At 71.4% G+C, this 24,276-nt stretch carries 25 protein-coding genes; 19 read left to right on the forward strand and 6 right to left on the reverse strand.

Translation table 11 applies throughout. From position 1 onward, the window contains the following. The first annotated feature begins 9 nt into the window (after positions 1-9). On the forward strand, positions 10-636 hold the full coding sequence (locus KAF39_RS07630; RefSeq protein ID WP_210676713.1) for a TetR/AcrR family transcriptional regulator: 627 nt from the start codon (positions 10-12) through the stop codon (positions 634-636). Here the strand turns inward: KAF39_RS07630 and KAF39_RS07635 are convergent. Then, positions 633-1,619 carry an o-succinylbenzoate synthase gene (locus KAF39_RS07635; protein WP_210676714.1) on the reverse strand — a complete coding sequence of 329 codons (987 nt, stop codon included), beginning with the start codon at positions 1,617-1,619 and terminating at the stop codon, positions 633-635. The genes KAF39_RS07630 and KAF39_RS07635 overlap by 4 nt on opposite strands. Positions 1,620-1,708: 89 nt before the next feature. Between KAF39_RS07635 and KAF39_RS07640 the strand changes: the two genes are divergently transcribed. From KAF39_RS07640 to KAF39_RS07690, 11 genes are all read left to right on the forward strand, one after another. Then, positions 1,709-2,041 (forward strand): PadR family transcriptional regulator, encoded by a 333-nt coding sequence (locus KAF39_RS07640; RefSeq protein WP_210676715.1) that lies wholly within the window; start codon positions 1,709-1,711, stop codon positions 2,039-2,041. A 1-nt stretch (position 2,042) separates the two neighbouring features. Continuing rightward, positions 2,043-3,005, forward strand: coding sequence for a permease prefix domain 1-containing protein (locus tag KAF39_RS07645; RefSeq protein ID WP_210676716.1), 963 nt, complete (start codon positions 2,043-2,045; stop codon positions 3,003-3,005). 5 nt (positions 3,006-3,010) lie between these two features. Beyond that, the gene (locus KAF39_RS07650) at positions 3,011-3,967 is read left to right on the forward strand and encodes a 1,4-dihydroxy-2-naphthoyl-CoA synthase (protein WP_210676717.1); all 957 of its coding nucleotides are present in this window, start codon (positions 3,011-3,013) and stop codon (positions 3,965-3,967) included. A 27-nt stretch (positions 3,968-3,994) separates the two neighbouring features. Then, positions 3,995-5,146, forward strand: a complete 1,152-nt coding sequence (locus tag KAF39_RS07655) for an AMP-binding protein (RefSeq protein WP_210676718.1) — start codon at positions 3,995-3,997, stop codon at positions 5,144-5,146. A gap of 105 nt (positions 5,147-5,251) precedes the next feature. Continuing rightward, a complete protein-coding gene (locus KAF39_RS07660; protein WP_210676719.1) occupies positions 5,252-6,043 on the forward strand; it encodes a class I SAM-dependent methyltransferase in 792 nt (263 codons plus the stop codon). A 54-nt stretch (positions 6,044-6,097) separates the two neighbouring features. Further along, entirely contained in the window at positions 6,098-7,276 is a 1,179-nt protein-coding gene (locus tag KAF39_RS07665; RefSeq protein WP_210676720.1) for a sensor histidine kinase, read from the forward strand. Next, on the forward strand, positions 7,273-7,908 hold the full coding sequence (locus KAF39_RS07670; protein WP_210676721.1) for a response regulator transcription factor: 636 nt from the start codon (positions 7,273-7,275) through the stop codon (positions 7,906-7,908). The genes KAF39_RS07665 and KAF39_RS07670 overlap by 4 nt, the downstream gene beginning before the upstream one ends. Positions 7,909-8,078: 170 nt before the next feature. Next, a complete protein-coding gene (locus KAF39_RS07675; protein WP_101847289.1) occupies positions 8,079-8,840 on the forward strand; it encodes an ABC transporter ATP-binding protein in 762 nt (253 codons plus the stop codon). After that, the gene (locus tag KAF39_RS07680; protein WP_210676722.1) at positions 8,837-10,297 is read left to right on the forward strand and encodes an ABC transporter permease; all 1,461 of its coding nucleotides are present in this window, start codon (positions 8,837-8,839) and stop codon (positions 10,295-10,297) included. The genes KAF39_RS07675 and KAF39_RS07680 overlap by 4 nt, the downstream gene beginning before the upstream one ends. Positions 10,298-10,315: 18 nt before the next feature. Beyond that, positions 10,316-10,975, forward strand: coding sequence for a 2-phosphosulfolactate phosphatase (locus KAF39_RS07685; protein ID WP_210676723.1), 660 nt, complete (start codon positions 10,316-10,318; stop codon positions 10,973-10,975). Between the two features lie 26 nt (positions 10,976-11,001). Then, complete coding sequence (locus KAF39_RS07690; protein ID WP_210676724.1) at positions 11,002-11,424, forward strand: DUF3054 domain-containing protein; 423 nt, start codon at positions 11,002-11,004, stop codon at positions 11,422-11,424. A 32-nt stretch (positions 11,425-11,456) separates the two neighbouring features. Here the strand turns inward: KAF39_RS07690 and KAF39_RS07695 are convergent, their stop codons facing one another. From KAF39_RS07695 to KAF39_RS07710, 4 genes are all read right to left on the reverse strand, one after another. Then, on the reverse strand, positions 11,457-11,945 hold the full coding sequence (locus tag KAF39_RS07695) for a SprT-like domain-containing protein (protein WP_210676725.1): 489 nt from the start codon (positions 11,943-11,945) through the stop codon (positions 11,457-11,459). 44 nt (positions 11,946-11,989) lie between these two features. Continuing rightward, positions 11,990-12,517, reverse strand: coding sequence for a hypothetical protein (locus KAF39_RS07700; RefSeq protein ID WP_210676726.1), 528 nt, complete (start codon positions 12,515-12,517; stop codon positions 11,990-11,992). An 81-nt stretch (positions 12,518-12,598) separates the two neighbouring features. After that, positions 12,599-13,459, reverse strand: coding sequence for a spermidine synthase (locus tag KAF39_RS07705; RefSeq protein WP_210676727.1), 861 nt, complete (start codon positions 13,457-13,459; stop codon positions 12,599-12,601). Between the two features lie 30 nt (positions 13,460-13,489). Continuing rightward, a complete protein-coding gene (locus KAF39_RS07710) occupies positions 13,490-14,755 on the reverse strand; it encodes an LCP family protein (RefSeq protein ID WP_210676728.1) in 1,266 nt (421 codons plus the stop codon). 148 nt (positions 14,756-14,903) lie between these two features. Here KAF39_RS07710 and KAF39_RS07715 point away from each other — a divergent pair, with 148 nt between their 5' ends. Genes KAF39_RS07715 through KAF39_RS07735 form a run of 5 tightly spaced genes read left to right on the forward strand, consistent with a single transcriptional unit; the run spans position 14,904 to position 20,405 of the window. Continuing rightward, complete coding sequence (locus KAF39_RS07715) at positions 14,904-16,193, forward strand: sugar ABC transporter substrate-binding protein (RefSeq protein WP_210676729.1); 1,290 nt, start codon at positions 14,904-14,906, stop codon at positions 16,191-16,193. A gap of 15 nt (positions 16,194-16,208) precedes the next feature. Continuing rightward, positions 16,209-17,183 (forward strand): carbohydrate ABC transporter permease, encoded by a 975-nt coding sequence (locus tag KAF39_RS07720; protein ID WP_187663353.1) that lies wholly within the window; start codon positions 16,209-16,211, stop codon positions 17,181-17,183. After that, positions 17,180-18,013 carry a carbohydrate ABC transporter permease gene (locus KAF39_RS07725; protein ID WP_025104419.1) on the forward strand — a complete coding sequence of 278 codons (834 nt, stop codon included), beginning with the start codon at positions 17,180-17,182 and terminating at the stop codon, positions 18,011-18,013. Before KAF39_RS07720 ends, KAF39_RS07725 begins: the two co-directional genes overlap by 4 nt. After that, a complete protein-coding gene (locus KAF39_RS07730; RefSeq protein WP_210676730.1) occupies positions 18,010-19,515 on the forward strand; it encodes a glycoside hydrolase family 3 N-terminal domain-containing protein in 1,506 nt (501 codons plus the stop codon). Before KAF39_RS07725 ends, KAF39_RS07730 begins: the two co-directional genes overlap by 4 nt. A gap of 14 nt (positions 19,516-19,529) precedes the next feature. Continuing rightward, positions 19,530-20,405: a MurR/RpiR family transcriptional regulator gene (locus KAF39_RS07735; RefSeq protein ID WP_210676731.1), complete on the forward strand. Its 876-nt coding sequence runs from the start codon at positions 19,530-19,532 to the stop codon at positions 20,403-20,405. Positions 20,406-20,413: 8 nt separating this feature from the next. On the opposite strand, the gene KAF39_RS07740 is transcribed toward KAF39_RS07735, so the two are convergent. After that, positions 20,414-21,334: a sugar kinase gene (locus tag KAF39_RS07740; protein WP_210676732.1), complete on the reverse strand. Its 921-nt coding sequence runs from the start codon at positions 21,332-21,334 to the stop codon at positions 20,414-20,416. Between the two features lie 167 nt (positions 21,335-21,501). Between KAF39_RS07740 and KAF39_RS07745 the strand changes: the two genes are divergently transcribed. Beyond that, positions 21,502-23,175, forward strand: a complete 1,674-nt coding sequence (locus KAF39_RS07745) for an ABC transporter substrate-binding protein (protein ID WP_210676733.1) — start codon at positions 21,502-21,504, stop codon at positions 23,173-23,175. Positions 23,176-23,258: 83 nt separating this feature from the next. Then, positions 23,259-24,263 carry an ABC transporter permease gene (locus KAF39_RS07750; protein WP_210676734.1) on the forward strand — a complete coding sequence of 335 codons (1,005 nt, stop codon included), beginning with the start codon at positions 23,259-23,261 and terminating at the stop codon, positions 24,261-24,263. The last annotated feature ends 13 nt before the right edge of the window (positions 24,264-24,276 follow it).

Genomic DNA, 24,276 nt, shown 5'->3' on the forward strand with positions numbered 1-24,276 from the left:
GAGGTTCCGATGTCGTCACCCGCCACCCGCAGCCGCGAGAACACGAAGGCGCGCCTGCTGGAGGCCGCCGCGCAGGTGTTCGCCGAGGTCGGCCTGGAGGGCGCCTCCGTCGAGGCCGTCTGCGAGCGCGCCGGTTTCACGCGCGGAGCCTTCTACTCGAACTTCGACTCCAAGGACGAGCTCTTCCTCACCCTCGCGGCGGGCGTGGCGGACTCCCGGGTCGCGGCCGTCCGGACCCGTGTCGAGCAGATGCGGGCCGATGGCGAGCTCGCCGACGACTGCGACCCGAAGGACCTCGTGCAGCAGATCATGGAGCTCGGAAGCGACGACCGGGTCGGCGTGATGCTGATGAGCGAGATCCGCATCCGGGCGCTGCGCGATCCGCGGTTCGGGGAGGCCTATCTGACCCAGGAACGCGAGATGGTGGCGAGCATCGCGCGGATCGTGGAGGACATCGTGGAGGCGGCGGGGACGCTGCGCCTCCGCGTGCCCGCCGTCGATGCGGCGCGCATGCTCATGATCCTCTGGGAGGGCATGACCGTCCGCGGCGCCATGGCCGGTCGCGACGACGCCGCGCTGCGGCACTCCGGAGGCGAAGAGCTCGGTCGCCTCGTGGAGCTCCTCGTCGAGTCCTAGGCGCTGCGCGCCGCGAGCAGCTCGTGGTGACAGCGCGCCAGGCGGGCGGTCCACCACTCCCGACGCTCGTCCGCTGCGGCCAGTCGGGTGAGCGCTGCCGGGTCGGGGGACAGGCGTCCCACCGGGATCGCGCCGTCCACGGGGCGGAGGTCGGCGACGTCGTCCTGGAAGAGCGACGCGGTGCCCAGCCCGCAGTCGTAGTCGAGGACGGGGAGCGCCGCGGCCAGGGCGGCCCCCTGTGAGAGTCCGATCGCCGTGTCCAGCGCGCTGGAGACGACCGCGGGCAGGCCGGCCGCGGTGACGATCTGCAGGGCGTGCGTCAGCCCGCCGAGCGGCTGCGCCTTGATGACCACGATGTCCGCCGCGCCCGCGCGGGCGACAGCGAGAGGGTCGCCGGACTTGCGGATGCTCTCGTCGGCGGCGACCGGGATCCCCATGTAGGCGATGCGACGCCGCAGCTCGGCGAGCTCGGGCACGGACGCGCACGGCTGCTCGACGTACTCCAGATCGAAGGCGGCGAGCGCGTGCACCGCGTGCTCCGCTTCGTCGACGTTCCAGAGGCCGTTCGCATCGACCCGGATGCGCCCCTCGGGCCCCAGTGCCTCCCGGACGGCCTGCACGCGGGCGACGTCCTCCGCGAGGAGCTGTCCGGGCTCGGCGACCTTCACCTTCGCGGTGCGGCATCCGGCGAAGCGGGCGAGGACCTCGGGCACGCGCGCCGGCTCGACGGCGGGGACCGTGGCGTTGACGCGGACGTGGCGGCGCAGCGGTGCGGGCTGCGGCGCGTAGGCGTTGTCGATCGCCGCGGCCAGCCACGTCGCCGCCTCGGCGTCGTCGTACTCGACGAAGGGGGAGAACTCGGCCCAGCCTTCGGGCCCTTCGAACAAGAGGGCCTCGCGGGTGTCCACCCCGCGGAAACGGGTGTGCATCGGAAGGGCGACGACGCGGGCGGAATCGAGGAGCTCCGTGAGGGCGGGGATCATGACCCCATTGTGCGCCACCTGGTGGGTGCGCATGGCGCACGTATATGTGTCGTTGACAATGGTGTGTGACGCACAGTAATGTGGAGGGCATGAACGAGACGCTCGACACGCATCTGCAGGAGCTGCGCCGCGGCACCGTGGTGCTCGCCTGCCTGCAGCTCCTGCGCACCCCCGGCTACGGGTACAGCCTGCTCGAGCAGCTCGAGCAGCGCGGGTTCGCGACCGACGCGAACACGCTCTACCCCCTGCTGCGGCGTCTGGAGAAGCAGGAGTACCTGACGAGCGAGTGGAACACGGACGAGGCCCGGCCCCGCAAGTTCTACCGCACCTCCGAGGCCGGCGTCCGCCTGGCCGACACCCTCACCGACGAATGGCGCGCGCTCACCGCAGCGATCGCCTCCCTCACCCCCGAGGAGAACTGACATGCCCCCCACGGCCACTCTCACCGAGCGCTACATCAGCGCCACCGTCCGCAGCCTCGCCCCCGAGGCGCAGGACGAGGTCCGTGCCGAACTGGAAGCCGCCATCGCCGACGCCGTCGACGCCCGGCGCGAGCTGGGCGAGAACCCGGAGGAGGCGGAACGCGCCGTCCTCACCGACCTCGGCGATCCGGGCATCCTCGCGGCCGGGTACGCCGACCGGCCCCTGCACCTCATCGGGCCGCGGTACTACCTCACCTGGTGGCGGCTGCTGAAGCTGCTCCTGTTCATCGTGCCGCCGTTCGCGGCGATCGGAGTCGCGATCGGCCAGCTCATCAGCGGCGGAGGCCCGGGCGAGGTGATCGGTGCGATCGTCTCGGTCACCCTGTCCGTCATCGTGCACCTGTGCTTCTGGGTCACGCTCGTCTTCGTCGTGCTGGAGCGCACCGGCGCCGACACGGGCGTGCGCTGGAACGTCGACCAGCTCCCGGAGCCGACCGAAAACGGGGCCGCCCGCGCCGACGTGATCGCCTCGCTCGTCTTCCTCCTGGCCGGGATCGGTGCGATCGTGTGGGACGCGACGTTCGGCTTCTTCCCCACCGGTGGCGAGCCGATCCCGATCCTGGCGCCCCGCCTCTGGCCGGTGGGCATCGCCATCCTCGTCGCGCTCATGATCGCGGAAGCGGTGCTGGCGATCGTCATCTATGCGCGACGACGCTGGACCGTCGCCGCCGCCGTCGTGAACACCGTCCTGGCGGTCGCCTTCGCCGCCTGGGCGCTCACGCTGCTCCTGCAGGGAGAACTGCTCAATCCGGCCTTCCTGGAGTTCGTGTTCGCGGACAACGGGGTCGAGCCCGACACGATGCGCGTGCTCACCGTGATCACCGCCGTCTGCCTCGTGGCCTTCCCGCTCTGGGACATCGTCGACGGCTGGATGAAGACGGCCCGCGCCCGGGGAATAGGCTGAAGACCGTGACCGATGCCTTCGTCTCCGACCTCTTCGACCCCGCTGAGTGGGAGCTCGCGCCCGGCGCCGAGCACTACACCGACATCACCGCGCACGTCAGTCGCGACGGCGGGGTCGCCCGGATCGCGTTCCACCGGCCGGAGGTGCGCAACGCCTTCCGCCCGCACACCGTGGACGAGCTCTACCGCGCGCTCGACATCGCCCGCCAGGACGCCCGCATCGGGGCGGTGCTGCTGACCGGCAACGGCCCGAGCCCCAAGGACGGCGGGTGGGCGTTCTGCTCCGGTGGCGACCAGCGCATCCGCGGCCGCGACGGGTACAGGTACGCTTCGACAGGCTCAGCGACCCAGGGGGAAGGCGCAGCGACCCAGGGGGAAGCGGCGGCCCCGGGGGGAGCGGCCCCGGCCGTCGGGCGGCTGCACATCCTCGAGGTGCAGCGACTGATCCGGTTCATGCCGAAGGTCGTCATCGCGGTCGTCCCTGGCTGGGCGGCCGGCGGCGGGCACTCGCTGCACGTGGTGTGCGACCTGACGATCGCGTCGGCCGAGCACGGGCGTTTCAAGCAGACCGATGCCGACGTCGGCAGCTTCGACGCCGGGTACGGCTCCGCCTACATGGCCCGCCAGACCGGTCAGAAGTTCGCCCGCGAGGTGTTCTTCCTCGCCGAGGAGTACTCGGCGCAGCGGGCGTACGAGGCCGGTGCGGTGAACCGCGTGGTGCCGCACGCCGAGCTCGAACGCGAGGCGCTGAAGATGGCGCGCACGGTGCTGACGAAGTCCCCGACGGCGATCCGGATGCTCAAGTTCGCCTTCAACGCCGTCGATGACGGGCTCGTCGGCCAGCAGGTGTTCGCCGGCGAGGCCACCCGCCTCGCCTACGGCACGGACGAGGCCGTGGAGGGCCGCGACTCCTTCCTGGAGAAGCGCGACCCGGACTGGTCGTCCTTCCCCTGGCACTACTGAGACCGCACGAGCGAGACGGAGCTCACCGTGACCGCGCTGATCCCGACCGACGCCGACGACACCACGCTCCTCCGGCAGGCGCTGGTCCGGGCGCTCGACGAGGGGCCGGCTCTCGGCTTCGGGATGCTCGCCGATGCGCCGTCCGAGGTGGACGACGGCATCGCGGCGGTGATCGCGACCTCGGGATCCAGCGGCATCCCGAAGCGGGTGGCGCTGAGCGGCGAGGCGCTGCGGGCGAGCGCGGCCGCGACTGCCGAGCGGATCGGCAGCGGGCGCTGGCTGCTCGCGCTTCCGGCCGGGTACGTCGCCGGGCTCCAGGTGATGGTGCGGTCGATCCTCGCGGGCACCGAGCCCGCCCGGATCGAGGGGCGGTTCACCCCGCGCGCGTTCGCCGAGGCGTCGCGCGACCTGCAGCGCGCCACCGCCGCGGGCGTGGTGCCCGCGCTCTACACCTCGCTCGTCCCGGCGCAGATCGCGACGCTGCTCGACGCGACAGACGAGCCGGGAGTGCTCGCCGCGCTGCGGGCGTACGAGGCGATCCTCGTCGGCGGCCAGGCGCTCCCTGAGCCGCTGCGCGAACGGGCGGCCGACGTCGGCGTCCGCCTCGTGCGCACCTACGGCTCCACCGAGACGAGCGGGGGCTGCGTGTACGACGGCGTCGCGCTCGACACCGTGCAGGTGCGGGCGGTGGACGGCGAGCTCCGCATCGCGGGGCCGCTGCTGGCGGAGGGATACCTCGGCGATCCGGCGCTGACCGCGCGCACATTCGTCCGGGACGAGCACGGGATCCGCTGGTACCGGACCGGCGACCTCGGACTCGTCGAGGACGGCGTCGTGCGTGTGCACGGCCGCGCGGACAACGTGATCGTCTCGGGCGGGATCAACATCTCCCTCGACCGGGTCGAGCGCATCGTGCGGACGATCCCCGGACTGCATCAGGCGGTGGTCGTGGGGGTGCCGGATGAGCGCTGGGGGGAGGCCTCGGTCATCGTCGCCGCGCGCGGAGAGGCGCTCCGCCGCAGCGAGTCGGAGCAACTCGCCCACGCCAGGGAGGCCGTGGCCCGGGAGATCGGCGCCGCCGCCCGTCCGTCGCGCCTGATCCTCGTGGACGAGCTCGACCTCCTCTCCTCCGGCAAGCCCGACCGCGAAGCGATCCGCCGCATGGTGTCGTCGCTCTAGCCCGTCGACCCACCCCTTTCGCGCCGCCCCGGCCCCTTACGGACGCCCGGAAGAGGCCGGGACGCACGGAGAGGGGTGGGTCGACGGGAGTGCCAGACTGAGCGCATGGCCTCGTACACGCATGGACACCACGAATCCGTCCTCCGCTCGCACAACGTGCGGGACATCGCGAACTCGGCCGCCTACCTTCGACCGCACCTCCACGCGGACACGCGGCTGCTGGACGTGGGCGCGGGGCCCGGATCGATCACCGTCGACTTCGCCGGCGTCGTCGCGCACGTGACCGCGACCGAGATCGACGACTCCGCTCTCGCCCTCTCCCGCGCTCTCGCCGCCGAGCGCGGCCTCACGAACATCGCGTTCTCCGTCGAGGACGTGCACGCCCTGAGCTTCCCGGACGACAGCTTCGACGTCGTGCATGCGCATCAGGTGCTGCAGCACGTCGCCGACCCGGTGCAGGCGCTGCGGGAGATGCGCCGGGTGGCGGTGCCCGGCGGACTCGTGGCCGCCCGGGACGCGGACTACGCGGGATTCCTGTGGTTCCCGGTCATCCCGGCGCTCGACCGGTGGCTCGCGCTGTATCGGGCCGCGGCCCGAGCCAACGGCGGAGAACCGGACGCCGGACGGCGTCTGCTCTCGTGGGCGCGGGCGGCGGGGTTCACGGAGGTCGCGGCGACGGCGTCCACCTGGTGCTACGCGACGCCGGCCGAGCGCGAGTGGTGGGGCGGCCTGTGGGCCGACCGCATCCTCGAGTCGGCCCTGGCGCGGCAGCTGGTGGACCAGGACCTGGCGACCGCGGCCGATCTGCACGAGATCAGCGACGCCTGGAAGCGCTGGGCCGACGAGGGCGACGGCTGGTTCCTCGTGCCGCACGGGGAGATCCTCGCCCGCGCCTGACGGATACATCCCGCGACGGATGCCGCCTCCCGTGTGCTCGCGTAGCGTGGGGGAGTGATCCGTCCGCTGTCCCGCGCCGGCCTCGTCCTCGACATCGTCGGGGCGGCGCTGCTCTTCGTGCTCCTGACGCCGCTCAGCGTCGTCTTCTACGCGCCCCAACCGGAGCAGGGCACCTCGGCGGTCAACGTCATCGGCCTGGTGGCCTCGTCGGTGTTCCTCTTCGGCGGCGTCGCGATCGGACGGCTCGCACCCGGGCTCGCGCTCGCCGCCGCCTGGGCCGGGGCCATCGTGCAGATGCTCGCCGACTTCGGGCCGCTGCCGAGCGACTTCGCGATCCTCCTCGTGCTGTACGCGACCGCCGCGTGGGGCACCCGCCGCGTGCTGTGGTGGGGCTTCGGCTCGGTGATCGCCGGGGGGATCGTCGCTTCGCTCTACATGGTGTTCGTCGGTGGAGTGCGGTTCGGCTCCGGCAGCGGATGGGAGCTCGTGACGGGCGGCACCCTGCTCCTGTCGGCCTCGATCATGGCGCTCGGGTTCGCGTGGGTCTGCGGACTCCTCTGGCGCGTCGTCCTGCGCAACCGCCGGACCCGGTCCGCACAGCTGCAGGCGGAGGCGCTGGCGGCCGAGGAGCAGGAGCGGGTGCGCATCGCCCGGGACATGCACGACGTCGTCGCGCACTCGCTTGCGGTGGTCATCGCCCAGGCCGACGGTGCCCGATACGCCGCGGCCGTCAAACCGGAGATGGCGACGGAGGCGCTGGGCACGATCGCGCAGACCGCCCGCGGCGCGTTGAGCGACGTGCGGATGCTCCTCACCCAGCTGCGGCACCGGCAGGGCGACGGCCCGCAGCCCACCCTCGCCGATCTCGAGGCGCTGTTCGCACAGGTGCGGCAGGCCGGCATCGAGCCGCGGGTCACGGTCGACCCGATGCCGCCCGGAGAGCCGCCGGGTGCCATCCAGCTCGCCGTCTACCGGATCCTGCAGGAGGCCCTGACCAACGCGATCCGGCACGGCGACGGCGCGGTGGACGTGCATCTCGCGTGGCTGCCGGATCGGGTGGACATCGAGGTGCGCAACGCGGTGTCCGCCGACGGGACGTCCTCGGCCCCCGGCGGGCACGGTCTCATCGGCATGAGGGAGCGCGCGCAGCTCGTGGGCGGTAGTCTGCAAGCCGAGCGCCGTGGTGCGGAGTTCGTCGTCCAGAGCAGCCTTCCGATCGGAGCCCCGCAGTGATCAGAGTCGTGCTGGTGGACGACCAGGCGCTGTTCCGGGCCGGGATCCGCATGCTCGTGGCCTCGCAGCCCGACCTCGAGGTCGTCGGCGAGGCCGGCGACGGGCGGGAGGCGCTCGACGTCGTCGCGGCGACAAGGCCCGACGTCGTGCTCATGGACATCCGGATGCCGGTGATGGACGGGCTGACCGCGACCGCCGAGATCCTGGCGCGTCCGGAGCCGCCGCGCATCGTCATGCTCACCACGTTCGATCTGGACGAGGCCGCGGCGCGGGCCATCCGCCAGGGCGCGAGCGGCTTCCTCCTCAAGGACGCCGACCCGGAGTTCCTGCTCGCGGCGATCCGCACGGTGCACGCGGGGTCGAGCGTCATCGCGGCCTCGGCGACCAGGGAGCTGTTCGAGCACTTCGCGGAGGCGCCGAAGCCGGTGCCGCCGCAGTACGCGGAGCTGACGGAGAGGGAGCGGGAGATCTTCGCGCTCGCCGCGCGCGGCCTCTCGAACGCCGAGATCGCGGCGCGGGAGTTCCTCAGCGAGGCGACGGTGAAGACGCACATCAGCCGCATCCTCACGAAGCTCGCCCTCCGCGACCGCGTGCAGCTTGTGGTCTTCGCGTTCGAGCACGGTCTCGCCTGACCCCGACCCACCCCCTTCCGGTCGCCCCGGCCCTCTGCGGGCCGCCGTAAGAGGCCGGGATGAACGCAAAGGGGTGGGTCGAGAGGAGAGGCGGGATCATCCTCGCGATGTAGCGGGATGCTCCCGCAGGGCGACGCGGGGGACGGGAGCGCGGAAATAGCGTCGTCATCATGGAGATCACGACCACCGACCTCGGGCTCGCCGCCCGCGTCCAGCACCTGAAGAAGACCTACGGTTCGGGCGAGGGCACCGTCCACGCGCTCGACGACGTGAGCGTCGGCATCCGCCGCGGACAGTTCACCGCCATCATGGGCCCGTCCGGATCCGGCAAGTCCACGCTCATGCACATCATGGCCGGTCTCGACAGCCCGACCGAGGGGCGCGCGTGGATCGGCGACACCGAGATCACCGGCCTCGGCGACCTCGACCTGACGATCCTGCGCCGCCGCCGCGTCGGCTTCATCTTCCAGGCCTTCAACCTCGTCCCCACGCTCGACGCCCTGGGGAACATCCTCCTGCCCTTCGAGCTCGACGGCCGCCGCCCCAGCGCGATCGAACGCGCGCGGATCGACGGCCTCATCGAGACGCTCGGCCTCGGCAAGCGCCTCGGCCACCGCCCGCACCAGCTCTCGGGCGGACAGCAGCAGCGGGTGGCCATCGCCCGAGCCCTCGCCACGGCCCCCGACCTCGTCTTCGCGGACGAGCCCACGGGCAACCTCGACTCGCAGACCGGTCGGGAGGTGCTGCGCCTGCTCGCCGCCGCCAGCCGGGAGCACGGACAGTCGATCGCGATGGTCACCCACGACGCGATCGCGGCCAGCCACGCCGACCGGGTGCTCTACCTCGGCGACGGACGCATCGTCGCGGACCACCCGCGGCAGACCGCGGAGCAGATCTCGGCCTACATGCTCGCCGCGGAGGTGTCGGCATGACCGCGCTCGCCACGGTCGTCCCGGAGACGCGGACGACCGGACCCCGGCTGGCCTGGCTCCGCGACCGCGGCATGGGCGCGAGCGTCCTCGTCGCCGCGCTGTCGTCGGCGTTCGGCGTCTTCCTCGTCGAGATCACGGCGTACATCGGCGCCGTGCTCCAGGCGGACCCGTTCCTCGGCGACAGCGGCACGCTCGCCGTCGTCGTCGCCATCCTGTCCGTGCTGCTGACCGCGGTCGCGATGTACGTGGCGGCGATCGTGACGGCCAACACCTTCTCGACGATCATCGCCGGCCGCACGCGCCAGATCGCGCTCCTGCGTCTGATCGGGGCGACGTCGCGCTCGCAGCGGGTTCAGGTCGGTCGGCAGGGCCTCATCGTCGGCCTCCTCGGGGCCTCCCTCGGCCTGCTCGCCGGTCTGCTCCTCTCGGCGGCCGCCGTGCAGCTCGGCGCCCAGCTGGTCACCACGCCGCCCTCGTCCTTCTCGCTCGCGCAGCCGGGGATCGCGCTTCCCGCACTCGGCGTCGCCCTCACCACCTGGGCGGCCGCCTGGGTGGGGTCGCGCCGCGTGCTCGCCGTGACGCCGCTGCAGGCCCTCGGCGGGGCCGTCGAGCGCACGCGCGACGAGGTCTCCGGCCGCAAGGGCCGTCACGTCGGCGCCTGGGTGCTGCTCATCTCCGGAGCCGCGCTCCTGGTGGGCGGCGTGGTCCTGGGGCTCGTGACGCCGCTCGGGGTGATCGTCGCCTTCTTCGGCGGCATCCTGTCGTTCACCGGCCTGGCTCTGGGGTCCGTCCTGTTCATGCCGCCCGTCCTCCGGCTCGTCGGTCGGATGTTCGGGTCGAGTGCAACCGCCCGCCTCGCCGCCGAGAACGCCCTGCGGTACCCGGAGCGGTCGTCGCGCATGGCCATCGGCGTCGTCATGGGGGTCACGCTGGTGACGATGTTCGCGGTGGCGCTGGAATCGGCGAAGCGCCTGATGACGAGCCAGACCACGGAGGAGATCCCGGCCGAGTTCTTCGCGCCGTACGACGCCTTCGCCGCGATCATGATGGTGCTCGTGGCGGTCTCCGCGGTCATCGCCGCCGTCGGTCTCGTCAACCTCCTCACCATCGGCGTCGTGCAGCGTCGTCGCGAACTGGGGCTGCTGCGCTCGATCGGCCTGTCCAACCGCCAGGTGCGCCGCATGGTGCTCCTCGAGGCGACGCACATCACGGTGGCCGCGACGCTCACGGGACTCGTGCTCGGGGTGCTGTACGGATGGATCGCGGCGCAGTCGCTGCTGGGCTCGGTGCCGGTCCTGCCGGAGTTCACCCCCGCCGGCCTCGTGGCGCCGCAGGTGCCGTGGCTGCCCGTCGCGATCATCGTCGCGGCGACCGCGCTGCTCACGCTGGTGGCGGCGGCGACGCCGACCCGGCTGGCGACGCGCGTGGCCCCGGTCGAGGCGCTCGCCGCCGACTGACGGCTCTAGGCTGGACGGATGCCGTCGCCGTTCGATCAGTCTCCGTACCAGGTCCGACTCGACTGGGGTGTGGCCGGGCTCGCCCGGCTCGCTCCGGCCGACGTCGTGGTGGTGGTGGATGTGCTCCGGTTCTCCTCGACGGTGGCCGACGCGGTCGCCGGGGGAGCGGAGGTCGACCTCGCGTCCGCTCTCGAGTGGTCCCGCGACGGGGCGGCGGTGGCCGCCGCCGCCCCGGCCGGGTCCACCGTGCTGCTCGGCGCGATCCGCAATGCCGGTGCCGTCGCGCGGGCCGTGCAGGTCGAGCAGGAGCGGCGGCAGGGCCGCACCTCGGTCGCCCTCGTGCCGGCCGGCGAGATCGACGGCGCGGGGCAGTGGCGCGTGGCGGTGGAGGATCAGCTGGGAGCCGGAGCGATCGCGGCGGCTCTCACGGATCGGGGCATCGACCACACGGCGCCGGACGCGGCCGTCGCCGCCGAGGGGTTCCGCTCGCTGCGCCGCGCGCTGAAGCACCTGATCGGAGCGACGGGGTCGGGGCGCGAGCTCCAGGCCGGTGTCCCGGCGACCGAGCGGATCCGAGCCGCTGGGCTGGTGCCGACGAGCACGGCAGACGCGGCGCTGCTGGACGCGGTGGACGCGGTCCCTGTGCTGCGCGACGGGCGTTTCGTCCGCTACGAGTGAGCGGGCATCCCGCGTAGGGTCGAGGCATGAGGTTCCTCCCCGCTCTCCTCGTCGATGCCGTCTTCGTCCTCGTCTTCGCCGCCATCGGCCGGGCCTCCCACCAGGAGGACCCGGCAGGGTTCCTCCTCACGGCGTGGCCGTTCCTCGTGGCGCTGCTGCTCGGTCATGCGGTGGCGCTGGCCCTTCCCGCCCGCCCGCGCCGACCCTGGTCGCTGCTGTGGGGAGCGACGGTCTGGGTGGTCACCGTCGCGGGGGGCATGCTGCTGCGGGTGCTCAGCGGAGACACCGCGGAAGTGCCCTTCATCATCGTGGCCACCCTGGTGCTCGGCCTGTTCCTCCTCGGCTGGCGTGCGCTCGCCGTGCTCGTGCGGCGCCTCCGGGGCGGGCAGCCGCGGGAGACGGCTCCGCTGCCGGCGGACGGCTCCCGGGAGGACGACCCGTCCGCCTGACGCGCCGTCTGCGGCGATCCGCTCTACGGACGTCAGCGGGGTGCCTGCGCGGCCAGCCGTGTGTCTGTCGTGATCTCGCGCCGCGTCCACGCGAACAGGTGCTGCGCGTCGAAGGTGCGGGAGCAACGGGCGCAGGAGGTCGCGCGCGTCGGACGCCGATGCCGGTAGGTCACGTGCCCGGCCGGGCAACGGCCCACCCACGGCGCGAGCTCCACCGCGGTCTCCCCGCGGTGGGTCGTGCCGCCGACGTATCCGAGGTCGCGGGCGACGCGCTTCCAGGCGGGGCCGTGCGCGGCCTGGTGACCGGCCAGCGCATGAGCGACCTCGTGCAGGAGCACCTGGTGGATCTCGTCGTCCTCGAAGCGGGCGGCGAGGTAGCGCGACACCGTGATGCGTTTCCGGGTGTAGTCGCACTGTCCGGCACGCCGCTTGGCATGGTCGAAGTCGAACGACCAGGTGTCGTCCAGATGCAACCGGATCAGTGCTTCGCCCCAGACGCGCACGCGGTCAAGTTCCGCCATGCGCTCAGGTTATGGCATGCCGCCGACACCGGGGCGCTGCGACGTCATCCGGCGATGAGCTGGGACGGCCGGCGGCGCTCCACGGCCTCGATGGCGAGGAGGACGGTCTCGAGCTCGCGGTCCTCGGCGCCGGACTCGCGCCGCAGGAACAGCGACTGCTTGAAGCTCTCCCGCGCGGTCTCGTAGTCCCCGGCGTCGTAGGCGTTCTTGCCGTGGTGCTGGTACGCGAACGCCGCGATCGACAGCCAGCGCTGTCCTTCGGCCTCCGCCGCGCACGTGGCCAGCTCCTGCTCGGCGGCGGCATGGGCGCCCCGGTACTGCAGGATGGTCGCGTGGAGCACGCGGGCGCGGAGCACGTCCTTGCGGGTGCCCGCCATGCGCGCCTGTCGCACGGCCTCGTCGGCGAGCACGAGGGCGTCGTCGAGGCGGCCGAGCACCTTCAACAGCCAGACGCGCTCGAGCAGGGCGGGAAGGCTGCGCTGGTCCTCGATCTCGGACAGGCGGGCGGCGCACTCGTCGAGATCGACCCGTTCGCGGAGGCTCTCCTGGTCGTATCCCCGGATCAAACTCATTGCTCTCCTTCCGCGCGTCCCCGCCGCTGTCCTCGTCCAGTCTGCCTGCCGCATCCGTGCTCTGCGGGGCGGCGCGCCCGATCAGCGCAGGAACAGCGACGCATCCGGGCGAGGGGAGGCGACGGAATCGGCATCCGTGACGATCCGGGCGCCCTGGAGGAAGGCGCGGGCCTCGTCGCCCTGGGCGATCTTGGCCGGGTGCGGGCCGGCGGCGAGCAGGCGCGGCAGCCATTCCGTCGGCAGCGGAGCGGCGGAGGCGGCGACGACGAGGTTGCCGAAGCGTCGTCCCTTGAGCACCTGGGTGTCGGCGAGGATCCCGATCTCGGGGAGCACCTCGGCGATCGTCGCCGCCTGCCGTCGCGCGAATGCGAGGCCGGGCCCGTCGGCCACGTTCACCAGCAGCACGCCGCCCGGCGCGAGCAGGGCGGTCAGTTCGCGGTAGAACTCCACGCTGGTGAGGTGCGCGGGCGTCTGGGCGCCCGAGTACACGTCGGAGACGACGAGGTCGCAGGCGTCGTGCAGCGCGCTGGGGAGCTTCCGCACCCCCTCGCGCGCGTCGCCGATGCGTAGGCGGATCGCCGCGCCCTTCGGCAGGGGCAGGTGCTCGCGGACGAGCTGCACGAGCGGGGCCTCCAGCTCGATCACCTGCTGGCGCGATCCGGGCCTGGTGGCCTCGATGTAGCGGGGGATGGTGAGCGCGCCGGCTCCCAGATGCACCGCGGTGAGCGGTCCGGAGCGGAGCTGGTCGATCACGGCTCCCATCCGCACGATGTACTCGAAGTGCAGGTGGGTGGGGTCGTCCAGGTCGACGTGGGACTGCGGGGTGTCGTCGACGACGAGTTCGAAGCCGCTCGTGAACTCGGACGGCACGATGCGGGCGAGGCCGCCGTGGTCGAGCCGGGTCTGGGGGTGCTCGGCGTCCCGTGCTCTCGTCCGTCCCATGCCGTCGAGCCTACGCGGCGCCGACCACCGTCACCGCTGGTTGCCGAGCGCGCAGGTCTCCTGCTCGAGCGTCTGCCCCGAGATCTCCGGGGGCAGCGTCGCCCGCGGCGCCGGGGCGGCGGTCGCCTCGGGGGTCGACGGGGTCTCCGGTGTCGTGGGGGCCTCCGGGGCGGGGGTGACGAGCTCGACCCCGCGGTGCGTGGTCACGTCTCCGGTGAGCTGCAGCGGCCGGCCGGCCCGCACGGCGTCCCACAGGGCGGCCGCCGCGGTCTCGTTGGGCACCACCTTGTCGTCGTCGTCCGGGTCGGCGACGTTCGGGTACTGCACGAAGACGAAGTCGCTGAAGCGCACGTCCTTCAGGGCGAGGGTGAGCTGGGTCAGTCGGAGCGGGTCGGCGAGCTCGTCGCTGGGGTCGATGTTGTCGGCGATGGCGTTGGTCAGCCGCAGCACCTTGGGGACGTCGGTCAGCGTCTCCTCGCTGAGGACCTTCTTGGCCAGTCGCGACATGTACTGCTGCTGGTTGGAGATCCGCGCCAGGTCGCTCTCGTCTCCCACGCCGTGCCGTGTGCGGATGAACTGGAGCGCCTCGACGCCCGAGACCGTGCGCATGCCCGCCGGCCAGTCGATGCCGGTGTGGCGGTCGCGGATGCCGTCGCCGGCGATGCACACGTCGACCCCGCCGATCGCGTCCGTGACGTCCATGACGCCGTCGAAGCTGATGCGGGCGGCGAACTCGATGGGGATATCGCCCATCTCGCTGACGGTCTTCGCCACGCAGGAGAGCCCGGCGTGCTCGAACAGCGAGTTCATGGGCGCCTTCCGCATCGCCGAGGCGACGGAGCCGTCCTCGCGCGTGCATTCGGGAACGGGGACGCCGAGGTCACGCGGGAGGGAGACGACGGTCACGTTGCGCGGGGCGGCGGAGACGTGCACGAGGAGGTTGACGTCGTTGCGGCTCCGGCCGTCGGCTTCGGCGCAGCGCTCGTCGAAGAGCGCGGTGGCCTTGGGTCCGCATTCGTCGGTGCCCACGATCAGGATGCTGAAGGCCTTGTCGTCGGGGTACGCCCCGATCGTCGGCGGGTCGACCTCGGGCGCCGCCTCCAGGGTGACGGCTCCGTCGCCGATACGGTTGAACACGTCCCACACGAGGAATCCGGCGACCGCCGCCGTCGAGACGAGGACCACGGCGAGCCCGATCGCGAGACCACGGAGGACCCGGGAGGTGCGGCTGCGTGCGGACTGCGGCGCATGGCGGGCGAGGGGAGGGCGATCGGCGTCTGATCCACGTCGGGGCATGCGGGGGAGCCTACCGCGACGGCCTGATGTTACGGGGGTATGACGATTGTGGGAGGAACTTGCAGGGAATTAGTTAGTCGTGAATACTTTTTCCTAACCCCGGTACGCACCCGATGCACACCTGGACTTTCAAAGAGGAGATCCCCCCATGCACAAGCGCATTCTTCCGGCGGTGGCGCTCGGCGCCGTCGCCACGATCGCCCTGGCCGGCTGCGCCGGCGACAGCGGCGGCAACGGCTCTACCGACGGCAAGGGCCAGGAGCTGACCGTCTGGATCATGAAGGGGACCAACCCCGACGCCACCGCCTTCTACGACAAGGTCTCGGACGCCTTCGAAGAGGAGACCGGCGCGAAGGTCACCATCGAGGAGATCCAGTGGGCCGACGCCCACGACCGCTTCGTCACCTCGATCGCCGGCGGCACCACCCCGGACATCGCCGAGACCGGCACCACCTGGACCGCCGAGTTCGCCGACGCCGGCGCGCTCCTCCCGCTCGACGAGTACGTCGACGCCGAGGACGGCCTGCGCGACGACCTCGTCGAGGGGCTCGCCGTCGCCGGCACCTACGACAAGGAGCTGTACGGCATGCCGTGGTACGCCGGCGTCCGCTCCATCGTCTACCGCACCGACGTGTTCGAGGAGCTCGGACTCGAGGCTCCGAAGACCTGGGACGACATCGTCGCCGCTGGCGAGGCCATCAAGGCCGCCAAGCCCGACATGCTGCCCTTCCCCGTCGCCGGTGACGCCGAGTTCCAGGTCTACCCCTGGGTCTGGGGCGCGGGCGGCGAGATCGCCACGAAGGACGGCGACACCTGGACCAGCGAGCTCGACAGCGCCGAGTCGCAGGCCGGCATCGAGTTCTACACGGGCCTCGCCACCGAGCACGGCTTCTCGTCGGCCGGTGCGACCACCTGGAAGGAGACCGACCTCCGGGACGCCTTCACGCAGGGCAACGTCGCGATGATGCTCTCCGGCTCCTGGACGCCGAACGCGCTCATCGAGGCCAACCCGGAGCTCGAGGGCAAGATCGGCGCCGCGGTCATCCCCGGCCAGGACGGCGGCATCGCTCCGTCCGTGCTCGGCGGCTCGCACCTGTCGGTGTTCAACACCACCAAGAACGCCGACCTCGCGTGGGAGTTCGTCAAGCTGATGACCACCGGTGAGTTCGCCGAGCAGTGGTCCGACGAGACCGGCTACTTCCCGGGCGTCCAGTCCGCGATGGAGGAGGCCCTCGCCTCGACCGACCCGCTCGTCGCCCCGTTCGCGGAGCAGATGGTCGACGGCGGCGCGTCCGTCCCGGTCACGCCGAACTTCGGCGCCGTGCAGGCGAAGAAGACCACCAACGCCATGATCCAGGCCATCCTCAGCGGGCAGAAGGACGTCGCGACCGCGACGAAGGACGCCGCCGCCGAGATGACCGAACTGCTCAACCAGTAAGGAACCACTCCTTCCATGTCGATGGTGCAAGCGCCACTGCCGGCCACGAAGGCGGAGCCCTCCTCCGCCTCCGTGGCCGGCGGCCGGAAGCGTCGGGGTCTCTCGATCGTCACGGCCCGCCCCTGGCTCCTCCTCGCTCCCGGGCTGATCATCCTCGCGGGTCTCATGCTCTGGCCGCTCGTGCAGGTGTTCCTCTACTCGCTGCAGGACTACGGCCTGCGCGAGATCAACACCGGTGAGAGCAACTGGATCGGGCTGGACAACTACGCCGAGGCGCTCACCAATCCGACCCTGTGGACGGTGGTGCTCCCCAACACGGTCGGCTTCGCGGCCGTCGCGGTGTTCACCACCGTCGCACTCGGGACCCTCGTCGCGCTGCTGCTGGCGCGGCTGGGAACCGTGTGGCGCACCATCGTCTCCAGCTGCATCATGGTCGCGTGGGCGATGCCCGCCGTGACCGGCACCTACGTCTGGACCTTCATCTTCGATGCCGACCGCGGCATCTTCAACAGCGTCCTGCAGGACCTCGGCCTCATCGACGGCCAGGTCAACTGGTTCACGAACCAGTGGTCGTTCTACGCGATCGTGCTGCTGAACGTCGTCCACCACGGCTTCCCGTTCGTGGCGATCACCGTGCTCGCCGGCCTGCTCGGCGTCTCGAAGGAGATGCTCGAGGCCGCGGCGCTCGACGGAGCCGGTGCCTGGCGTCGCTTCTGGAAGATCATCTTCCCGACGCTCAAGCCCGTCTTCTCCGTCGTCATCATCCTGTCGACCATCTGGGACTTCAAGGTCTTCGCGCAGGTCTACCTCATGCCCGGCGGCAGCGGCGGCAACCGTCAGGTGCTCAACCTCGGCGTGTGGTCGTACGTCGAATCGTTCGGCCAGAACCGGTACGGCTTCGGCGCCGCGCTCGCGGTGCTGCTCACCCTCGTGCTGATCGGCATCACGATCGTGTACATCCGCTCCCTCATGAAGGAGGACGAGCTGTGAACCCCCGCCCCAGGCTCCGGTCGCGCATCGGACTCGGCATCGGCGTCGCCGCCGTCCTCGTCTTCACGCTGTTCCCCGTGTACTGGATGGTCTCCAGCGCGTTCGACGCCAAGGCCTCCAGCGGTGGGCAGTCGCTGCTCCCGCAGGAGTTCACGTGGGACAACTTCGCGTTCGTCCTCACCGAGGGCGGCTTCGGCACGTACCTGCGCAACTCCGCGATCGTGGCGCTCGTCACGGTGCTGGTCAGCGCCATCGTCTGCCTGCTCGCGGCGGTCGCCGTCGCGCGGTTCCGGTTCAAGTTCCGCACCACGGTCCTGATGATGATCCTCGTGGTGCAGATGGTGCCGCTCGAGGCGCTCGTCATCCCGCTGTTCCTCCAGGTCAAGAGCCTCGGCCTGCTCAACAGCATCATCGGCCTCATGGTGGTCTACGTGGCCCTGTCGCTCGCGTTCGGCATCTGGATGCTGCGCGGCTTCGTCGCGGCCGTGCCGGTCGAGCTCGAGGAGGCCGCGTACATCGACGGCGCGAGCTGGTGGCGGATGTTCCGCTCCATCCTGCTGCCGCTCGTGATGCCCGGTCTCGTCGCGACGAGCATCTTCAGCTTCATCACGGCCTGGAACGAGTTCATCTTCGCCATGACGATCCTGGGCGCGCAGACCGACCAGTACACGGTCTCCATCGGACTCAAGTCGTTCTTCGGCCTGTACTCCAACGACTGGGGCAGCATCATGGCCGCGTCGACGATCATCACCGTCCCGGTCATGATCTTCTTCGTGATCGTCCAGCGCCGGCTCTCCGCGGGCATGGTGGCGGGAGCGGTGAAGGGATGACCGACGACCTCGAGCGCCTCGCGAACGGCGTGCTCTGGCCCGGGTTCTTCGGCACCACCGCACCCGAGTGGCTCCGGGAGGAGCTGCGCGATGGGCTGGCCGGGGTCGTGTACTTCGGCCAGAACGTCGGAGAGGGACTGTCGGCACTCAGCGCGCAGATCCTCCACGCGAACCCGGACGCCTTGATCGGCGTGGACGAGGAGGGCGGGAGCGTGACCCGTCTGGAGTCCGCGACCGGCTCGACGCTCCCCGGAGCGGCGCAGCTGGGTGCCCTCGACGATGTCGACGCCTCGGAGCGCACCGGCGCGGAGCTCGCCCGTCGCGTGCGCGCGGTGGGGGCCAACGTCGTGCTCGGTCCGGTCGCCGACGTCAACACCGACCCCCGCAATCCCGTCATCGGCGTGCGGTCGTTCGGCTCCGAAGAGGCCCTCGTGACGCGCCACGTCGTCGCCACGGTCGACGGCATCCAGGACGGCGGCGTCGCCGCGTGCGTCAAGCACTTCCCCGGGCACGGGGACACCCATCTCGATTCGCACCACGCCCTGCCCGAGATCGCCCTCGACGTTGCCGAGTACGAGCGCGTGCACCTCGCGCCCTTCCGCGCCGCCGTCGAAGCGGGCGTCGACGCCATCATGACCGCGCACATCGTCGTGCCCGCGTGGGGCGCGCAGCCGGCGACCCTCAACCCGCGCGTGCTCGGCATGCTGCGGGAGTGGGGCTTCGAGGGCGTCATCATCACCGACGCGCTCGACATGGCCGCGATCAGGGAGACCGTCGGACTCGGCGGGGGCGCGGCGCTCGCGCTGGCCGCCGGTGCCGACCTCCTCTGCATCGGCAACCCGACGAACCCCGGTGACGCCGCGCTCCCCGATCAGGACCGGCGCGACTTCCTCGCCGCGCGTGACGGGATCGTCGCGGCCCTGCGCGACGGCACGCTCGCGCGGGAGCGGGTGGAGGAGGCCGCCGCCCGGGTGTCGGCACTCGCCGCTCGGCTGCGCGCCGGCACGCCGCTCGACGCGGCCGCACCGTTCGACGCCGCGGAGATCGTCCGTCGGGCTGTAGCGCTCGACGGAGGCGCTCCGGAGACCGCCGACGCCCTCGCGGTGATCGACGCCCGCCGACGCTCGACACTCGCCGTGGACAGCGCCGCCTCCTACGTGGCGGACGCGCTGGCGGGTGACGGCCTCCGGGTGCGACTGGACGTGGCCGCGCGGTCCGTGGACGAGCAGGATGCCGTGATCGACGAGGTCGCCGCGGCGCCCGGCACGACGGTCGTCCTGGTCGACCGTCCCGACGCCGAACCGGCGCAGCGCGCCCTCATCGAGCGGACGGCGGCCCGCGATCCGCACGCGGTCGTGGTGAACGTCGGTCTGCCCGTGCAGCAGCCGCTGCCGCTGCCGACCGTCGAGGTCGGTGCCGCCAGCCGGCTGGGCGCGCAGACCGCACGGGAGGCCCTGCTCGGGCGCTTCCGGCCCCGACAGAGGACGACCGCCGCCGGTTGAGACGGGATCAGCGCATGGACGACGACGTTCTGGCCGTGGTGCGGCGCTCCCTCCCCAAGCTGAGCGCGGCGGAGGGACGCGTCGCCGAGACCATCCTCGGAGACCCGACGCTCGTCGTCGATCTCGCGATCAACGACCTCGCGCAGCTCTGTCAGACCTCGCTCTCGACGGTCGCCCGCTTCGCGCAGTCGCTGGGATACAGCGGCTACCGGGAGCTGCGGGTGGCCGTCGCCCGCGCGGTCACGCTGGCGCAGGCGCAGCAGGCGCGGTTCGGTCTGGATTCCACGACGATCGACCGGGAGGACGGGCCGTCGGCCATCGCCGCCAAGCTCGCCGCCCAGGAGATCGATGCGATCGAGAAGACGGCGCGTGCGCTGGACGCGGAGGCCCTCGACCGGGTGGCCAGGGCCGTGGTCGCCGCCCGGCACATCGATCTGTTCGGTCAGGCCGCGTCGTCGCTGACGGCGCAGGACCTGCAGCTCAAGCTCTCCCGGATCGGCTGCTCGGTGACGCACTCGGCGGATCCGCACCTCGCGATCACCGCCGCGTCCCTGCGGTCCTCCGCCGATGTGGCGATCGCCTTCTCGCACGGCGGCGAGACGGCTGAGACCGTCCGGGCACTGGAGGTCGCGCAGGCCACGGGGGCGCTCGCGGTGGCCGTGACGAGCGCGGCCGACTCCCCGCTCGCGGCGATCGCCGACGTGGTGCTCCTCAGCCAGGCGCAGGAGTCACCGTTCCGGATGGCGGCCATGTCGAGCCGGATCGCGCAGCTCGCGCTCATCGACGTGCTCTTCGTGCGCATCGTCCAGCAGAGCGGGGAGCATGTCGCGGTGTCCTTGCAGCGGACGCATGACGCGGTGCCTCCGCGCCGCGGGCGCGAGACCGACTGAGGACTCCGTCAGTCGACGTGGTCGCGCGTGCTGGCGATGGCGCGCGTCGCGATGCGGTGCGCGCGGGCGAGGCTTCCCGCCAGCGACAACCCCGTGAGCACGCCGGCGAGGAAGCCGGCGGCGAAGGCGTCTCCCGCGCCGATCGTCTCCACGACGGGCACGTCCAGGGCATCGCTCTGCGCCCGCTCCGCCCCGTCGAAGGCCACGGCACCAGCGGGGTCGGTCACGACGAGGTAGCGGGGTTCGGGGAACAGCGCACGGAGGTCGTCCGGCGTGCTCGTGCCGAACACGATCGCGGCATCCGGGCGGGTGCAGAACACGATGTCGGCGCGGTGGGCCAGATCGGCGAGCAGGGCGCGGGCCTCGTCCTCGCGGCCGCGCCAGAGCGCGGGACGCCAGTTGAGGTCGAAGCTGACGAGGCGCCCCGGGCGCGGTGCCGCCACCAGGGCCTCCTGGGCGGCGCGCGCCGAGGGCGAGAGGGCGGGCGTGATGCCCGACGTGTGCACGAGCGCCGCCTCGGCGAGCAGCGCCGCGACTCCGGGCGACTCCAGCGTCCGCGGCGACAGCGCGGCGGCGGCGGATCCCGCGCGGTAGTAGTGCATGGTGCCGTCCACCGCGCCGTCCGCGCGCGGCGAGAGCTCCTTGACGTACAGGCCGGTCGGGGCGTCTTGGTCGACCTCGACGGCCCGATCGTCCACGCCGTGCGCACGGAGCTCGGCGGTGAGGAAGCGTCCGAAGCCGTCGTCGCCCACGCGCGAGACGACCGCGGCCCGCACGCCGGCGGACGCGAGGGCGATCGCGGTGTTCCACTCGGCGCCCGCGAGGGAGCGGTGGAACGTGCGGCTGTTCTCGAGCGGTCCGGCGGTGGCGGCGACGAGGGCGACCATGCCCTCGCCGAGGCACACGACGAGGGGGGTGGTGTCCGGCACGTTCTGGACACTACCGGATGCCGGGTGGCCGCGCGTCGATACCGGATCGCAATCTGCGACCCTTGGCATCCGCCGGGCCTCTGGGTACCTTCGAGGAATCACCGTCTCCGCGGCGACGCTGCCCGGAGACGCGCAAGGAAGCGCCCGACAGGGAAGGTCATACACCCATGCACCAGTCAGCCATGCCTCGGCGAGGAATCGCCGTCATCACCGGAGCGACCATCGCCGCTCTCGCTCTCGCCGGATGTGTCGCCAGCGAGCGCGGGGACAACGGGTCGGAGGGTTCCGGTGATGTCGACGGCACGTTCGTCTTCGCCGCCTCGTCCGATCCCGCGAGCCTCGACCCGGCGTTCGCGCAGGACGGTGAGACGTTCCGCGTCTCCCGCCAGATCTTCGAGGGGCTGGTGGGCACCGAGCCGGGGACGGCCGACCCGGCCCCGCTGCTGGCGGAGTCGTGGGAGTCGTCCGAGGACGGCATGTCCCACACCTTCGCGCTGAAGGAGGGCGTGACCTTCCAGGACGGCACGCCGTTCAACGCCGAGGCCGTCTGCGCCAACTTCGACCGCTGGTACAACTGGACCGGGCTGGCCGCCTCCGAGGCCTTCGGCTACTACTACAACAAGCTCTTCAAGGGCTACGCCTCCAACCCGGAGGACGCGGTCTACAAGTCCTGCACGCCGGACGGGGAGAACTCCGTCACGATCGAGCTGAACAAGCCGTTCGCCGGCTTCATCGCCTCGCTGTCGCTCCCGGCCTTCGGCATGCAGAGCCCGTCGGCCATGCAGGAGTTCGGTGCGGACGAGGTCGGCGGCACCGCCGAGGCCCCGCAGCTGTCCGAGTACGCCATGGGACACCCGGTCGGCACCGGGCCCTACCAGTTCGAGGAGTGGGCGCCGGGCGAGCAGGTCACGCTCAAGGCCTACGACGACTACTGGGGCGAGCCCGGCCAGATCGACGAGATCATCTTCCGCACGATCGACGACCCGACGGCCCGCCGTCAGGCGCTCGAGTCCGGTTCGATCGACGGCTACGACCTCGTGGGCCCCGCCGACACGAAGGCGCTGGAGGAGGACGACTTCACGATGGTGTCGCGTCCCCCGTTCACGATCCTCTACCTCGCCTTCAACCAGGCGATCCCCGAGCTGCAGGATCCGAAGGTGCGTGAGGCGCTCTCCTACGCGATCGACAAGGACGCCCTGATAAGCCAGGTCCTCCCGGAGGGCACCGAGAAGGCGACGCAGTTCGTCCCGCCGGTGGTCAACGGCTACAACGACGAGGTCACGACCTACGACTACGACCCGGAGAAGGCGAAGGAGCTCCTCGCGGAGGCGGGCTACGACGAGTCGAACCCGCTGGCGCTGGACTTCAACTACCCGGTCAACGTCTCACGTCCGTACATGCCGGACCCCGAGCAGATCTACACCGTCCTGTCGTCGCAGCTCTCCGAGGTCGGCGTGGAGACCACCCCGGTCTCCGAGGAGTGGGTCGAGTACCTCGACCGCACCACCGGCACCGCCGACCACGGCATCCACCTGCTCGGCTGGACCGGCGACTACAACGACACGGACAACTTCGTCGGCGTGTTCTTCGGCCAGAAGAGCTCCGAGTGGGGCTTCGACAACCCGGAGCTCTTCCAGGCGCTGACCGAGGCGCGCGGGGTCTCCAACCTCGACGACCAGACGGCGTTGTACGAGGACATCAACGAGATGGTCGCGGAGTTCATCCCCGGCGTCCCGCTCGCGCACCCGGCGCCGACGCTCGCCTTCGACCCGCGCGTCGAGAGCTACCCCGCCAGCCCGGTGAACGACGAGGTCTTCACGGACATCGTCCTCACGAAGTAGGCCTGACCATTTGATATGCCGTGCCCCGGTTCCGCTCTCGCGGGGCCGGGGCACGGCGTACCTTCTGATCGACGGAGAACTCTGTGCTGCGCACCATCGGCAGGCGACTGCTGTTCCTCATCCCCACCCTGTTCGGGCTCAGCATCCTGCTGTTCGCCTGGGTCAGGGCCCTTCCCGGCGGCCCCGCGGTCGCCCTCCTCGGCGAGAAGGCCACCCCGGAGGCCATCGCCAGGGTCAACGAGCTCTACGGCTTCAACAAGCCCCTCATCGAGCAGTACTTCATCTGGGTCACCCGTCTGCTGCAGGGTGACTTCGGTACCTCCATCCAGACCAACCGGCCGGTCACAGAGGAGTTCCTCCGGCGCTTCCCCGCGACGATCGAGCTGAGCGTCGCGGCGCTCATCTTCGCGATCGGCGTCGGCATCCCGCTCGGATACTGGGCGGCCCGTCGCCACGGCAAGTTCACCGATCACGCGTCGGTCGTGCTGAGCCTCATCGGCATCACGATCCCCGTCTTCTTCCTGGCCTTCATCCTCAAGTACGTCTTCGCCGTGCAGCTGGGCTGGCTGCCCTCGGATGGCCGGCAGGATCCCCGGATCGATGCCACCCATCCCACCGGCTTCTACGTCTGGGACGGCATCATCACGGGGGAGTTCGACGCCGCGTGGGATGCGATCCTCCACCTGATCCTCCCCGCGCTCGCCCTCGGCACCATCCCGCTCGCGATCATCGTCCGCATCACCAGGGCGAGCGTGCTGGAGGTGCAGAACGCGGACTACGTGCGGACGGGGCGGGCGAAGGGCGTCGGCTCCGGCACGCTGCGCAGCCGGTTCATCCTCCGGAACGCCATGCTGCCGGTCATCACGACGATCGGTCTGCAGACCGGACTGCTCATCTCCGGGGCGGTGCTCACCGAGACGGTCTTCGCCTTCCCCGGCATCGGGTCGTTCCTCGCGCGGGCCATCTTCACGCGCGACTTCCCGGTGCTGCAGGGGTTCATCATCTTCATCGCGATCGCCTACGCCCTCATCAACCTGGCTGTGGACGTGTCGTACAGCTTCATCGACCCGAGAGTGAGGGTGCAGTGATGTCCTCCTCCCT

Source organism: Microbacterium sp. BLY (assembly GCF_017939615.1).
Taxonomy (GTDB): domain Bacteria; phylum Actinomycetota; class Actinomycetes; order Actinomycetales; family Microbacteriaceae; genus Microbacterium.